The organism is Thermostichus sp. OS-CIW-33 (genome assembly GCF_054059615.1).
Genome location: NZ_JBSSCH010000008.1, coordinates 106,287 through 120,532, shown reverse-complemented (window position 1 = coordinate 120,532; position 14,246 = coordinate 106,287). Strand labels below are relative to the sequence as shown.

Genomic DNA, 14,246 nt, shown 5'->3' with positions numbered 1-14,246 from the left:
ATGACCGGTGGGATCTGCGGCAGTTCTGCCATCGGAGCCGAGGTTCACCCTTCATGCAGACGCTGCGGGCTAACAGCCCTCTTGAGCAGCCAGAACCCTTACCCGGCAAGCTTTCCCGGATCCACCTGCAAAAAACCGGAAGATTTGCCTATTTCCTCACAAAAGGGTGCTTGATCTGGGGCAGAAGGGTGGCAGGATGAGGAGTGGATGTTTTTTCTGGAGACCCAACCAGGATGGCTACCTATAAGGTCACTCTGATCAACGAGGAGCAAGGCTTAAACGTCACCATCGATGTGCCGGATGACGAGTACATTTTGGACGTGGCGGAAGAGCAAGGGATCGAGCTGCCCTATTCCTGCCGCGCCGGTGCCTGTTCGACCTGTGCCGGCAAGCTGGTGAGCGGCACGGTGGATCAAAGCGATCAGTCCTTCCTGGATGATGATCAGATCGAGCAGGGCTATGTGCTGACCTGTGTGGCTTACCCTACTTCCGACTGCACCATCATCACCCACCAAGAAGAAGCCCTTTACTGATCGAGCTTGAATTTCCGTCCTCAACCCCAGCCCCTCTTCCAAAGAGAGAGGGGTTTTTGTTTTGGGTGGCCCAAGGGGGTGTTCGAGCGCTCCGCGCTGCTGAGGCCCTCACCCAGAGGGAGAGGAGAATTGGCAGTGGTAGGATTTCCTTATTCTGTAGTGCTTCAGCAACCATGACCCCTGAGCAAGAGCAGTGGCTGATTCAAGCCATCCAGGAGCTACAAGCCTCCCAGAGAGAATTGCAGGCTGCCCAGCAGGAGCTGCGCCTTGTCCAACAAAACCAGCAGCTCCTCATTCAAGAGCTGCGGGAGGGACAGGCAATGCTGGCGCAGTTCTTTCGCGAGTCAATGGATCGGTTTGACGAGCGCACCCGGGCTATTGAACGGCGCACGGAAGCTCTGGAACGGCGCACCGACCAAATGGCGGAGGAGATGAGAGAGATGCGGCAAGAGATTCGGGATCTGCGCCGCGATTTTCTGGAACGGCGTTAGCTTCCATCCAACCGTGGCCCAAGCGCTCACAGCCCCGCTCCCAGGGGAAGAGAGGGGTTGTGTGAGATACAGGGCTAGCATGGCAACAGAGAAACTTTTGGCCGAGACGGTGTATGGCTTGGGCAATGGGATCCGTTTCTGCACCCTCAACAGCTCGCCTGAGGTTGGCCGAATACCTTGCTTATTCGGATGGCAGTGATACCCGCTATGAGCTGGTGGCAGGGGAGTTGGTGCCCATGGCTCTTCCAACCGGACGGCATGTGCAAATTCAAAAGTTTCTCAGCCAAGTTTTTGAGGCAGAGATTGCACGGCAGCAGTTGCCCTGGACAACGATACAGGGAGGCTTGGGGATCCAGTCTCCGCGGGGCAATCGGTGGGCTACGGTGCGGATCCCGGATGTGGTGGTGCTGCCTTTGGAACAGTGGCAGGAGATGGGATCCCGGGAGGCGTTGATCCGCCCGGAGGAGCCGCCGCTGCTGCTGGTGGTGGAGGTGGTGAGTGAGTTGAGCCGGGCAGCAGACTACCGGGCCAAGCAAGCAGAGTATTGCGTTTTGGGGATCGGCGAGTATTGGGTTGTGGATCCCTTGGAGGAGAAGGTGAGCCTGCTGCTGCTTCATGAAGGCTGGTACGATGTGCTGGAGCTGAAGGGATCCGATCCGGTATCCTCAAAGGTCTTTCCCAAGCTGGAGTTGCAGGCGGGGGAGATCTTGGCTGCGGATTCGGGTTATTCTGGTAAAGCTACGGGGAGTTAGCTCAGTTGGTAGAGCGCTGCGATCGCACCGCAGAGGTCAGGGATTCGAGTTCCCTACTCTCCATCCATTTCCTGCAAGGGGAGAGGAGAGGCTCAGAGTGTTAGGATTTTTCCATTCTTGAACGCCCGCTAACCATGACACCTGAGCAAGAGGAGTGGCTGATTCGCGCCATCCAGGAGCTGCAAGCTTCCCAAAGAGAATTGCAAGCTGCCCAGCAGGAGCTGCGTCTTGTCCAACAAAACCAGCAGCTTCTCATTCAAGAGCTGCGCGAGGGGCAGGCGATGCTGGCGCAGTTCTTTCGCGAGTCGATGGCTCGCTTTGACGAGCGCACCCGGGCTATCGAACGACGCACGGAAGCCCTGGAACGGCGCACCGACGAGATGGCCCAAGAGATGCGGGAGATGCGGCAAGAGATTCGGGATCTACGCCGCGACTTTTTGGAACGGCGGTAGCTTGGGCCCAAGCGCTCCGCGTTGCTAATGTAACCATCCCCGGATCCTTACTCCCAGGAGGAGATTTAGGGTGGTAGGATTTCCTTGTTCTGTAGCGCCTTGGTAACCATGACACCTGAGCAAGAGCAGTGGCTGATTCGGGCCGTCCAGGAGTTGCAAGCTGCCCAGCAAAACCAGCAGGTTTTGATCCAAGAGCTGCGGGAAGGGCAGGCGATGCTGGCACAGTTTTTCCGGGAGGCGCTGGATCGCTTTGACGAGCGCACCCGAGCCATTGAACGGCGCACGGAAGCCCTGGAACGGCGCACCGACGAGATGGCCCAAGAGATGCGGGAGATGCGGCAGGAGATTCGGGATCTGCGCCGCGATTTTTTGGAACGGCGGTAGCTTGGGCCCAAGCGCTCTGCATTGCCGACGCCCTCACCCCCAGCCCCTCTCTCTCAGGGAGAGGGAAAATTGGCGGGATTTTGGGTAGGAAGGGATCCCACCTAGATTAATCTAGAGGAACTTTGTCTGGCCTCACTGGCATTTGCCCTTCCCCACGAGTTTGCCTATGTCTGTCATCCGTGCCCTCCACAGGCAGTTGGTAACCAAAGAGCGCTCTGCCGAAGAGATCGCCCGCGAGTACCTGGAGCGCCTGGCCCAACTGGAGCCGCAGCTCAAGAGCTTTATTACTGTGACCGAGGAACTGGCTCTGCAACAGGCCAGGGCGGTGGACGCCCGCATTCGGGCCGGGGAGGCGATCGGCCCTTTGTCCGGGATCCCGCTTGCCGTGAAAGACAACCTCTGCACCCAAGGGATCCGCACCACCTGCGCTTCCCGGATGCTGGAGGGGTTCATTCCCCCCTATGAATCAACGGTGACGGCGCGGCTGGCGGCTGCGGGAATGGTGACGGTGGGCAAGACCAACCTGGACGAGTTTGCCATGGGCAGCTCCACGGAAAACTCCGCCTTTCAGCGCACGGCCAATCCCTGGGATCTGACGCGGGTGCCAGGGGGATCCTCTGGGGGATCGGCGGCGGCGGTGGCTGCCGACCAAGCGGTGGTGGCCCTGGGCTCAGATACGGGGGGATCCATCCGCCAACCGGCAGCTTTTTGTGGGGTGGTGGGCCTCAAGCCCACCTACGGGCTGGTGTCTCGCTACGGGCTGGTGGCTTTTGCCTCGTCTTTGGATCAGGTGGGGCCGTTTGGGCGCACGGTGGAGGATGTGGCCTTGCTGCTGCAGGGGATCGCCGGCCATGACCCGATGGACTCCACCAGCCTGAAGGTGGATATCCCGGACTATAGCCAGGCTCTGATCCCGGACATCAAGGGGTTCAAAATCGGGGTGATCCGCGACTTGCTGGGGGAAGGATGCGGCGAGGAGACCCGCGCTGCCGTGCAAGCGGCCATTCAACATCTGCAGGAACTGGGGGCCGAGATCCTGGAGATCGACTGCCCCAGTTTTCGCTACGGCCTTGCCACCTATTACATCATTGCCCCTTCGGAAGCCTCTGCCAATTTGGCCCGCTACGACGGGGTGAAATACGGCCTGCGGGAACCTGCCGACTCGCTGCTGTCGATGTATGGCAAGACCCGCGCCCATGGCTTTGGGCCGGAAGTGAAGCGGCGCATCATGATCGGCACCTATGCCCTCTCCTCGGGGTACTACGACGCCTACTACCTCAAGGCTCAGAAGGTGCGCACCCTCATCAAGCAGGACTTCCTCAAGGCTTTCGAGAAGGTGGATGTGCTGGTCAGCCCCACCACCCCCACCCCGGCGTTCAAGATCGGCGAGCGGGAGGATCCCCTCAGCATGTACCTCTGCGACCTGATGACGATCCCGGTGAACCTGGCGGGTTTGCCGGGGCTGAGCCTGCCCTGCGGGTTTGCCGATGGCCTGCCCATTGGCCTGCAAATTGTGGGCAATGCCCTACAGGAGAGCAAGGTGCTGCGGGTGGCCTATGCCTATGAGCAAAGCACCGACTGGCACAAGCGACGGCCGCCGCTGGGGCAGCCCTCAGTTGAAGAAGGCCAGGGATCCGATCCCGGCCAACCTCAAGCCAAGCGCAGATCCGGCAAAAGGAGCAAAAAATCCAAAAGCTGAGGCGGGAAGGGCGGCAACTAGGCCATGCCCATCTGGTTGGCCGCTGAAAAGCGTTCCATAAAGCGCAGGAAGCGATCCCACTCTGCCTCGGTTTCCATGTCGTAGGTCACTTCCAGGGCTTTGAATTCCCCGTTCAGGAACTTGGCCCTGATGTTGCGGGTGGTCAGCTCCCCTTCCTCATCGATCATCCGCATGCCGAGGATGTTTTGCGTATCGGATTTTAGATCCTCGAAGCGGAAAATCGCGGATCCCCGGTTGCCGGTCTTGGATTTCAGCACTCGCACCTGGGTGGGCACCTCTTGGATGCCGGGGGAGAACTCGATACTGGCCATGATGTCCTACGAAACACGATGATTTAAGCCATTATAACCGGCCAATCCCCGCATCCTGCTCCAGAAAATCTCTCAGCTCCTGGGCCGTCATCTGCTCCAGGTGATGGCCGGCCTGCCGTTGGGCTTCTGCCACATCGGGGATCCGGTCGCACAGGGCGCCAACCCGAAGGGGAAGAGGCTGGGCTGCCAACCCAGCGCGCGCTGCCGGAGTCACCTGGCCACAGAGGATGAGCAGGGGTTTTTGGGCTTGGATAGCCTGCTCCAGCACGGCCCCCACCACCTTTCCCATCGTGCTTTGTTCGTCGAGGCAGCCCTCTCCGGTGACGACCAGATGGCAGCGGCGGATGCGCTCCGGCAGGGCCAATTGCCGCGCCAAGAGCTGGATCCCGGACTCCAGAGTGGCCTCCAAAAAAGCCACCAGACCTGCTCCTAAGCCGCCTGCGGCTCCGGCCCCCGGGATCCCGGCCACTGCCCGGCCCAGGTCTCGCTCCACCACCGTTGCCCAATGGGCCAAGGCTTGCTCCAACTGCTGCACCTGGGAAGGGGTAGCCCCTTTCTGGGGCGCAAAGACGGCGGCGGCTCCCAACGGGCCAGTGAGGGGGTTTTGCACATCGCAGAGGCCGCGGACCCGTTTCCCCTGCCAAACAGGCTGTTCGGGGGGCTCGATGCGCGCCAGCCGGGCCAGCTCCGCCCCACCCCAGCCGATGGGATCCCCGGCCTCGTTCAACAGGCGATAGCCTAAGGCCTGCGCCATGCCCGCCCCTCCATCCACGGTGGCGGATCCCCCCAGTCCTATCCAGATCTCAGCGATGGGATCGCGGCAAACAGCCCGCAGCAGCTCCCCCAGGCCGTAGGTGGTGGTGCGGGTGGGATCCCGCCGCTCCGGTGGCACCAAGGTCAGGCCAGCCACCTGGGCCAGCTCCAACAGGGCCAGCTCTCCTGCCACCCCGTACTCCGCCCAGACGGGATCCCCCAGGGGGCCGGTGACCCACAGACCCTTTTTCTCTCCCCCCAGCGTCGGCAGCAATACCTCTAGGGTGCCCTCTCCCCCATCCGCCAAGGGGAGCCGCTCCACCTCGACTTCCGGCAGCACCTGTTGGATCCCGCGGGCCATGCTCTCTGCCGCCGCCGTGGCTGTTAGGGATCCCTTAAAACTATCCGGGCAAACCAAAATCCGCCGCGGTGGGCTGCTGAACTGGGATCCCTTTGCCTGGAAACCCGCATCCAGCATGGAACCTCCTCGGCGGCGCTAAAAGGTGGATTGCAAGCCTAGCCCTCCTCCTCTGCTGGCGAAGGCTGATCCGCGCTGGCAGGCTGGGAGGCACTGCCCAAAGATTGCTCCAGGGCTAGGCGCTGCTCCATGACCCGCAGGAAATAGCCGCCCATCATCGCGCCGGAGAGCATTTTGGCCAAGCTCTCGCGGTTGGTGATGATCTGAACCCCGAATTGATCGGAGGGCAAGCTCCCCACCAAGCTGCGGATGTTGTGGCCCAAGATCTCCAGCACTTCTGGGGAAGAATTGCGGGCAATATCCTGAAAGACGCTGGGATCCTGAGATTGCAAGTATTGCCAGAGCCGGTTGTCGGGGCTCGGAGTTTGCAATGCCTCAAAACCAGGGATGAAGTTCAACGGGCTCGCCATGGAGTAACCAAGCTCCACAAACACAGCAGATGCCATCCCAACTGGGCTGCTCGGCCTGATCCCACAGGCCTTTGCCGTTCCCGGAATTTGGGCTATCCCAAAGGTAACACCCCATCCTCACCCTCTCCGGTACGGGATCCCACCCCTCTGCGGCGGCAAATGCCGTACCTAAGTAACGGCCGGGGATCAAGCGCTGGCTTCTGAGGTCTCCTCCTCGGCAACCAAGGCAGCGGGTACCACTGTAACTCCCACAATGCTGTCTTCCGGATCCAGGCGCTGCACCAGCACCCCGGTCGCCTCGCGGGACTGGGTGGGAATGGCCTTGGCCAACTGGCGCATGACAATGCCCCTGGCGGTTACCAACAGGATCTCGTCTTCGGCATTGACGATGCGCAGGGCCGCCAGCTCGTCCGACGCCTGGCGGAACTTGGTGGCGATCACCCCCTTGCCACCTCGGTTTTGCTGGCGGAAATGGTCGATGGCCGAGCGCTTGCCCCGCCCTTCTTTGGTGATCACCAGCACCCAAGGGTTAGCCAGCTTCTCCCCCTCTCGCTCGGCAGCCATCACCGATTCGGCAGAGATAATATCCATGCTGACGATGTCATCGCCGGCGTTGAGGGTAATGGCCCGCACGCCCCGGGTGGCCCGTCCCAGAGGGCGCAGTTGCTCGTCATCCGCCGGGAAGCGAATGGACATGCCTTGGCGGGTCGCCATGACCACATCATCGCTGGAGCGGGCGCGGCGCACCCAGCGCAGTTCGTCGTTTTCTTCCAGAGAGATGGCAATCAGGCCGTTGGAGCGTACATTGGCAAAGGCGCTGAGGGCCGTTTTTTTGATGTAGCCGCCGCGGGTGAGCATCACCAGATATTCGTCGTCGCTGAACTGGCTCACCGGCACCATGGACGTAACCCGCTCTTCCCGGGTGATCGGCAGCAACTGAACGATGGCACTGCCGCGGGCGGCGCGGCTCCCCTGGGGGATCTGGTGGGCGGGCAGGGTGTAGACTACGCCTCGATTGGTGAAAAAGAGGATGGTGTCGTGGCTGCGGCAGGCAAAAAACTGTTCGATGGCATCGTCTTCTTTGATGCGGGCGCCGGCTTTGCCGCGGGTGGCTCGCCCCTGCACCTGGAACTCCTCAAGGCCCATGCGCTTGATATAGCCCTGCTCGGTTAGAAAGATAACCGTCTCCCGATTTTCGATCAGATCATCCGTTCCCAGCTCCCCATCCTCCAAACAGAGGCGGGAACGGCGCGGGCTGGCAAAGCGGGCTTTGAGCTGCTGCAGCTCTTCGCTGATGATCTGCATCACCCGTTCTCGGCGGGCCAGAATATCCCGCAGGTCGGCAATTTGCCTCACCAAGTCTTCGTGCTCGGCCTGGATTTTTTCCGCTTCCAGGGCGGTGAGGCGGCGCAGCTGCATCTGCAGGATCCCGTCGGCTTGGGCTTCACTCAGGCCCAACACCGCCTGCAATTCCTCTCGGGCTGTGGCGGTATCGGCGGCTCCCCGAATGAGGGCAATCACCCGATCCAACTGCCCCAAAGCCAAGAGATAGCCCTGCAGCAGGTGATCCCGCTCTTCGGCTTTTTGCAGCTCGTAGCGGGTGCGCCGCTCGATCACCTCTTCCCGAAAATCCAGAAAAGCCTGCAGCGCGTCCCGCAGGGTCAGGGTGCGCGGCTCGCCGTTGAGGATGGCCAGCATGTTGACCCCGAAGTTGGCCTGCAGGGGGGTTTGCTTGTAGAGGTTGTTGAGCACCACCTGCGGCTGGGCATCCCGCTTTAGCTCGATCACCACCCGCATGCCGCTGCGGTCGCTCTCGTCGCGGATGTCGGCAATGCCTTCCAGTTTTTTCTCGTTGACCAGCTCGGCGATCTTCTCGATCATGGCTGCCTTGTTGGTCTGGTAGGGCAGTTCGGTGATAATGATGGCGTCCCGAACCGGTCGGCCCCGCTGCTCGATCGTCTCCACCCTGGCCACCCCCCGCAGGGTGATGGAGCCGCGCCCGGTGGTGTAGGCTTCGCGGATACCCTCTTGGCCCATGATCAGCGCCCCGGTGGGGAAGTCAGGGGCCGGGATCCACTGCATCAACTCCAGGCTGGTCAGGTTGGGGTTGTGGATGAGGGCGATCAGGCCGTCCACCAATTCGCTCAAGTTGTGAGGCGGGATGTTGGTGGCCATGCCCACGGCGATGCCGGAAGAGCCGTTTAAGAGCAATTGCGGGATCCGCGCCGGCAGCACCAGCGGCTCTTGCTGGGATCCGTCGTAGTTGCCCACAAAATCGACGGTGTTGGCGTCAATATCTTGGAGCAGGGCTTCTTGGGCAAAGGCGGTCAGCCGACACTCGGTGTAGCGCATGGCCGCCGGCGGGTCGTTGTCCACAGAGCCGAAGTTGCCGTGCCCATCCACCAGCCGCTCCCGCATGGAGAAATCTTGAGCCATGCGCACCAGCGCATCGTAAACCGCCTGATCCCCGTGGGGATGGTATTTCCCAATTACATCCCCCACGACGCGGGCACACTTGCGAAAGGGGCGATCCGCCGTCAGGCCCAACTCGTGCATGGCGTAAAGAATGCGGCGGTGCACCGGCTTCAGGCCATCCCGCGCATCCGGCAAAGCCCTCCCGACAATGACGCTCATGGCGTATTCCAGGTAGGACCGCGACATCTCCCGCTGCAGGTCGGTGGAGATGATGCGCGCCGTCGATTCGTTGTCGCTCATGGGGTTGGGTTATCCGTAAGGGATCCCAGTCGGCCTTGGCGCAGTGGGTTCATGGAAGTTTATCGAGAAGCCAACCTTGGCCGTGGCAGACTGAAGGTGATTGAATTGAGCAGAAAGCTTTTGTATTCCCAGTCTACCATTCGCCCTTTGTGAGGGCTGGCTGACTTCCAGTAGGAGAGGCTCGGTGGTTCATCGGCGGCCCTCTCTACAGCCTCATGGATCGAGATTTACAGGTGGGCCAAGCGAAGCTGATCGTCACCTTGACCGGCATCGACGATACCTTTTCCCAAACCATCTATGCTCGCCACTCCTACTTGGCCGATGAGATTCTCTGGGGCCACCGATTTGCCGATATTCTCCACCTGGACAGCAACGGGCATCGCTATGTGGATTACTCCCACTTTCACACCACTCTGCCAGCTTGAGCCCCATGCCTCACTCTGAGTGGGATCCAGATAGGGATCCCTGAGGGAAATCATAGAAGAAAACCTATCATCTAGCGTGATCTCTATAGTAACGTTCAATGATAGGCTGCCCATAGCGTCGAGGGCTTTGGGGCATGCTGAGCCAAGCGAAAGAACAACAGTCCGGCGGCAAGAGATTTCTGGATTGGCACCGACGTCTGAGCCTAGACAACTGGCGCGGGGATCTCTTCGGCGGGCTGACGACAGCGATTGTTTCCTTGCCGATGGCCTTGGCCTTTGGGGTGGCTTCGGGGGCAGGGCCGGTGGCGGGCTTGTACGGAGCAGTATGCGTGGGCTTTTTTGCGGCTCTGTTTGGGGGTACGCCCACGCTTATCTCCGAACCCACTGGGCCGATGACTGTGATGATGACGGCGGTGGTTGCTAATGTTACAGCCCGCTATCCGGAGCAGGGGCTGGGGCCGGCCTTCACCGTGGTGATGCTGGGGGGCTTATTTCAGATCCTGTTTGGATCCCTGAAACTGGGTAAATACATCACCCTCATGCCCTACAGCGTTATTTCCGGCTTTATGTCCGGGATCGGCTGGATCATGATTTTGCTGCAGATCCCGCCGCTTTTGGGCCACGCCAGCCAGGGGGGAGTGATTGGGGCGGTGCAGAACCTGCCGACCTACCTGCTCAACCTCAAGATGCCAGAGCTGGGGCTGGGGCTGCTGACGCTTGCCATCCTTTTTGGCTATCCCAAGCCCTGGCGACGGGTGGTGCCGCCGCAGTTGGTGGCTTTGGTGTTGGGAACGCTGGTGGCCAGCTTGTTCATGGCCGATTGGGATTTGCGGCGCATTGGCCCCATCCCCACCGGTTTGCCGCAGTTGCAGTGGCCGCAGTTGCCCTTTGCTTCCCTGGCCAACTTGGTGCTGGATGGGGTGGTGCTGGGGATGCTGGGCTGCATCGATACCCTCTTAACGGCAGTCATTGCCGATAACCTCACCCGCACCCGCCACGACTCCGACCAAGAGCTGATCGGGCAGGGGATCGCTAACTTGGTGTCCGGCTTCATGGGAGGGCTGCCGGGAGCAGGGGCAACCATGGGCACAGTGGTGAACATCCAGTCGGGCGGACGTACCCCTCTAGCCGGCATTACCCGAGCGTTAATCCTGCTGATGGTGGTGCTGTTTGCCGCTCCCCTCACGCAAGGGATCCCAATGGCGGTGCTGGCAGGGATCGCCTTTAAGGTGGGGGTGGATATCCTCGACTGGAGCTTCCTCAAGCGGGCCCACCGCCTTTCCCTCAAAGGGGCAGCCATCATGTACGGGGTGATGTTCATGACGGTGTTTGTGGATCTCATCGCTGCCGTGGGGGTGGGGGTGTTTGTGGCCAACTTGCTCACTATCCAACGCCTCAGCGAGATCCACTCCGAAGAGGTGAAAGCCATTACCGATGCCGATGATGCGGTGGATCTCACTCCCCGTGAGAGGGAATTGCTGCGCCAGGGATGCGGGCAGGTGTTGCTGTTTTACCTGAGCGGGCCGATGATCTTCGGGGTTTCCCAAGCCATTTCCCGCCAACATCAGGCGGTGGCCTCCTGCCAAGCGCTGGTGGTGGATCTATCAGATGTGCCGATGCTGGGAGTTTCGGCGACGCTATCCTTGGAAAATGCCATCCGCGAGGCCCTGGATCGGGGCAAACAGGTGTGGATTGTTGGGGCCAAGGGCCGGATCCGGCAGCGCCTAGAAAGCCTGCATCTGCCACTGTCCCCAGAGCGGTTTGTGGACAGCCGTGAGGTGGCCTTGGCCGAGGCTGTTGCCCAGTTGGGCTTGCCGCTCGAGGCCAGTCCCCTGGTTTGAGTAACCCCAATTGGCCTGAGCCACAAAGCTGCGGGATCCGTTTGCCAGATCTAGGTTAAGTCTGAGTCTATGCAATGGAAGGGTCGGGTCGCCTACTTGGCAACCATGCATCGCAAAGAGCAGGTCATCGGCCCTCTCTTGGCCGAACATTTGGGGATCCAAGTCCAAGTAGCAACTTTTGACACCGACCAACTGGGCACCTTCTCGCGGGAGCGGCCCCGACCGGGGGATCCCATCCACACTCTGCGCCTGAAGATTGCAAGGGCTTTGCAGGATTATCCTGAAGCTCTGGGCTTGGCCAGCGAGGGATCCTTTGGCCCCCACCCCCAGATCCCTTGGATCCCTTGGAATCAGGAGTGGGTCATGCTCAGGGTTTTTGAACCCGGCGCGGAGCCCTTGGAGCTGGTCGGCTATGCAGAGAGCACCCAAACCAATTTCAGCCATCGCTGGGTGCAGAGCTGGGCAGAAGCGCTGGACTTTGCCCAAAGGGCGGGTTTTCCCCAGCACGCCCTGATCGCCCTCGACCAGCCAGAAAAGCCCCAGGTTATCCACAAAGGAATCCAAGACGAAGCAACCCTGAAGCAGGTGGTGGGGGAGCTGCTGGCTCGGCAGGGTGGCCTGCATCTGGAAACCGACATGCGGGCCCTGTACAACCCAACCCGGCTCCAAGTCATCGCAGCCGCCACCCAAAACCTAATCGCCAAAGCCCAAAGCCTGTGCCCGGCCTGCGGCACTCCCGGCTACTGGCGGATCCGCTCGGTCTCTGGACTGCCCTGCGGCCAATGTGGCGCCCCCACCCCCGTGGCCAAGGCTTGGGTATATGGCTGTGCTCGCTGTTCCCACACCCACACCGAGCCTGTGGCAGAGCCCTGGGCGGATCCCGCTCAGTGTGCCTTTTGTAATCCCTAGCTTTGTCCCAAGCTTGACGTCAAGCCCAGGCTTTCATCCCCCCAGAGGGGCTGATGTAAGAAAATAGGGATCCACTGCAGTGGATCCCTACTTAACTGAACGACTTGAATGTCAGCGTAAGGACTCTGGGAACTAGAAAGCAAACACAGCCCGCAAGACACCCACGCCGATGGTTGGATCGGTATCCCCAGACTTGCTAGGCCCACCATTGGGATTGCTCACAAAGTAGGCTGCCGGGGTAAGGGTGAGGTACTCGTTCACCGGGAAGCTGTAGTAAACATCCACGATGAAAGGACGGCTGTCAAAAACTCCCTCCTCGGTGCTGACAATCGGTTGGCCAAACACCACACCGCCCTGAGCACCCTCAATGAAGAGATCCGGGAAAGCAAAGCCAAACAGGAACCCGTTGAAATCTTCATCACCCGGATCAATGGTGCCAGCCGGTACCACGTTGGGCAAGTTGTAATCCACATTGCCAGCAGTAAACCAGCCGGATACGGTAATTCGAGGGCTAAGCTCCCAGTTGGCTGCCACCGAGAAAGCATTGACACGGGCAGAAACATCTACCATCGTCCTCCGCAGAGGGCCACGGAAAAGAGCTGTACCGTTGGCCAAGAACTCAGGGCCATCGTTTGCCTTCTGCAGATAGGTACTGGCAAACTGCAGGTAGATCTCCAGGTTTTCGTTCGGCAGGAAGCCCAGCTCCACCGCGTGGGCGCTATCGCTACCGGTTATACCGCTGTCGCCGAAGCCCTTGCCCAAAGCTTGAGCGTTCCTGGTGCTGTAGCTGTAGGCCAAGCGCAGTTGATCGGAGAGGCGGTAGCGGAAGCCAAACAGAGCTCCACCTGGCACATCCGCCGTGGAGTTGGGAGCGTCGGCGAAGTCGGAGAGAGCTTCGAAGGGTGTGCTGTAGTTGAATACATCGAACACACCTGAGCCAACGATACCCGTGTAGATGGTAGCTGCTCGGTTGAAAGCTGGGAATTGGTAGATCAGCTTGGCCAGGGTGAAAGTGCCGCCGCCACGGCCGCCAAACTCAAGGCCGGGATCCCCATCAAAGAACTCAGTCACAGCATCGCGAGCTTGGAGACGAATGCGCAGGCGATCGCGACCCACAAAAGAAGCATCGAAGTTCAAGCGTACCCGATAGGGAAGAGTCATGTTGGCTTGGTTTTGCTCTGCTACTACCTTCCCATCAACAACTCTGTCTTCCGTGAGAGCGCTGCCTACAACAGCGGCGATGACTTGGGCATTCAACTTGGTAACCGGGTTGAAGACCTTCCCTTTCAAATCAGTAACATCGGCTTCCAGGGCATCCACCCGCCCGCGCAGGGCTGCCAGCTCAGCAGCAAATTCCTCTTGCAAGCGCTGCAGAGTGGCCAAGTCTTCCTTGGAGACTTTGTCGGCCAAACCGGCTGCAATCAACTCATTGATGCGATCCAAGCAGGCGTTCATACCGGCGGCAAACTCAAAGCGAGTCATAGCCCGGTTGCCGCGGAAGGTGCGGTCAGGGTAGCCGGCAATACAACCGTAGCGCTCCACCAAGGATTGCAGGGCTTGGAAGGCCCAGTCGGTGGGCTGCACATCCGAAAGCTCAGAGATGGAGGTGACCGGCCCGGTAGCTTGGGCATAAGCCACTCCAGGGGTCAGGATCGCTGCTGCACCCAGAGTGCCGGCCAGCAGCGTTTTCCAGTAGTTCGCGTGTTTCGCGGGCATGTTTCTCTCCTTGTTCTTTTCCTCACACCTTTTTGGCTGTAGGGATGTCTTCTAGAGGTAACCAATTGCCTAACTCAAGAACAAGTCTGGCAACTGCGGACTTCGGTGAAGACATGATGTGGAGATTATGATACAGCCGAAGTCCACATCCTCTTGCTGTCCGGCCTGCCCTACAGTTAATGCGGTGTCCCCACATCTGTGGCCAAGACATGGGTATCTGTTCCCGCCATTCTCACACCTACACCGAGCCTGTGGCAAAGACCTGGGCAGATCTCACGCAGTGCGCTTTTTGTAGCCCATGGCCTCGTCTTAAGCTCAACCTCAAGCTCTTCAATGCCAGCATCCTTATCCCCACA

The 14,246-nt window shown here is 60.1% G+C and carries 14 protein-coding genes and 1 tRNA gene; 10 read left to right on the top strand and 5 right to left on the bottom strand.

All coding sequences use genetic code 11. The features are described 5' to 3' along the window. Positions 1 to 233: 233 nt before the first annotated feature. From ACVWZG_RS08025 to gatA, 7 genes are all read left to right on the top strand, one after another. Positions 234 to 533 (top strand): ferredoxin, encoded by a 300-nt coding sequence (locus ACVWZG_RS08025; RefSeq protein ID WP_011433206.1) that lies wholly within the window; start codon positions 234 to 236, stop codon positions 531 to 533. Between the two features lie 173 nt (positions 534 to 706). Continuing rightward, positions 707 to 1,024 (top strand): hypothetical protein, encoded by a 318-nt coding sequence (locus ACVWZG_RS08020; RefSeq protein ID WP_414342508.1) that lies wholly within the window; start codon positions 707 to 709, stop codon positions 1,022 to 1,024. A 113-nt stretch (positions 1,025 to 1,137) separates the two neighbouring features. Then, on the top strand, positions 1,138 to 1,776 hold the full coding sequence (locus ACVWZG_RS08015; protein ID WP_457405886.1) for a Uma2 family endonuclease: 639 nt from the start codon (positions 1,138 to 1,140) through the stop codon (positions 1,774 to 1,776). Next, a tRNA-Ala gene (locus ACVWZG_RS08010) sits at positions 1,767 to 1,839 on the top strand. The genes ACVWZG_RS08015 and ACVWZG_RS08010 overlap by 10 nt, the downstream gene beginning before the upstream one ends. A 71-nt stretch (positions 1,840 to 1,910) precedes the next feature. Then, positions 1,911 to 2,228 carry a hypothetical protein gene (locus ACVWZG_RS08005; RefSeq protein WP_457405884.1) on the top strand — a complete coding sequence of 106 codons (318 nt, stop codon included), beginning with the start codon at positions 1,911 to 1,913 and terminating at the stop codon, positions 2,226 to 2,228. A gap of 108 nt (positions 2,229 to 2,336) precedes the next feature. Beyond that, positions 2,337 to 2,612: a hypothetical protein gene (locus ACVWZG_RS08000; protein WP_011433211.1), complete on the top strand. Its 276-nt coding sequence runs from the start codon at positions 2,337 to 2,339 to the stop codon at positions 2,610 to 2,612. Between the two features lie 166 nt (positions 2,613 to 2,778). Continuing rightward, positions 2,779 to 4,311, top strand: coding sequence for an Asp-tRNA(Asn)/Glu-tRNA(Gln) amidotransferase subunit GatA (gene gatA, locus ACVWZG_RS07995; RefSeq protein WP_457405882.1), 1,533 nt, complete (start codon positions 2,779 to 2,781; stop codon positions 4,309 to 4,311). 17 nt (positions 4,312 to 4,328) lie between these two features. On the opposite strand, the gene psb28 is transcribed toward gatA, so the two are convergent. The 4 genes from psb28 to gyrA all read right to left on the bottom strand — a co-directional run bounded on the left by psb28 (position 4,329) and on the right by gyrA (position 8,999). Next, positions 4,329 to 4,643, bottom strand: coding sequence for a photosystem II reaction center protein Psb28 (psb28, locus tag ACVWZG_RS07990; protein ID WP_011433213.1), 315 nt, complete (start codon positions 4,641 to 4,643; stop codon positions 4,329 to 4,331). 31 nt (positions 4,644 to 4,674) lie between these two features. Next, positions 4,675 to 5,874: a glycerate kinase family protein gene (locus tag ACVWZG_RS07985; protein WP_457405879.1), complete on the bottom strand. Its 1,200-nt coding sequence runs from the start codon at positions 5,872 to 5,874 to the stop codon at positions 4,675 to 4,677. Positions 5,875 to 5,912: 38 nt separating this feature from the next. Then, a complete protein-coding gene (locus ACVWZG_RS07980) occupies positions 5,913 to 6,284 on the bottom strand; it encodes a DUF760 domain-containing protein (protein ID WP_414330541.1) in 372 nt (123 codons plus the stop codon). A gap of 186 nt (positions 6,285 to 6,470) precedes the next feature. Continuing rightward, positions 6,471 to 8,999, bottom strand: coding sequence for a DNA gyrase subunit A (gene gyrA / locus ACVWZG_RS07975; protein WP_457405877.1), 2,529 nt, complete (start codon positions 8,997 to 8,999; stop codon positions 6,471 to 6,473). A gap of 191 nt (positions 9,000 to 9,190) precedes the next feature. Here gyrA and ACVWZG_RS07970 point away from each other — a divergent pair, with 191 nt between their 5' ends. From ACVWZG_RS07970 to ACVWZG_RS07960, 3 genes are all read left to right on the top strand, one after another. Beyond that, positions 9,191 to 9,424, top strand: coding sequence for a hypothetical protein (locus ACVWZG_RS07970; protein WP_457405930.1), 234 nt, complete (start codon positions 9,191 to 9,193; stop codon positions 9,422 to 9,424). A 134-nt stretch (positions 9,425 to 9,558) separates the two neighbouring features. Next, positions 9,559 to 11,265, top strand: a complete 1,707-nt coding sequence (locus ACVWZG_RS07965) for a SulP family inorganic anion transporter (RefSeq protein ID WP_457405876.1) — start codon at positions 9,559 to 9,561, stop codon at positions 11,263 to 11,265. A gap of 69 nt (positions 11,266 to 11,334) precedes the next feature. Beyond that, entirely contained in the window at positions 11,335 to 12,174 is an 840-nt protein-coding gene (locus ACVWZG_RS07960; RefSeq protein WP_457405873.1) for a DUF6671 family protein, read from the top strand. A gap of 132 nt (positions 12,175 to 12,306) precedes the next feature. Here the strand turns inward: ACVWZG_RS07960 and ACVWZG_RS07955 are convergent, their stop codons facing one another. Then, positions 12,307 to 13,890: an iron uptake porin gene (locus ACVWZG_RS07955; RefSeq protein WP_457405872.1), complete on the bottom strand. Its 1,584-nt coding sequence runs from the start codon at positions 13,888 to 13,890 to the stop codon at positions 12,307 to 12,309. Positions 13,891 to 14,246: the final 356 nt, after the last annotated feature.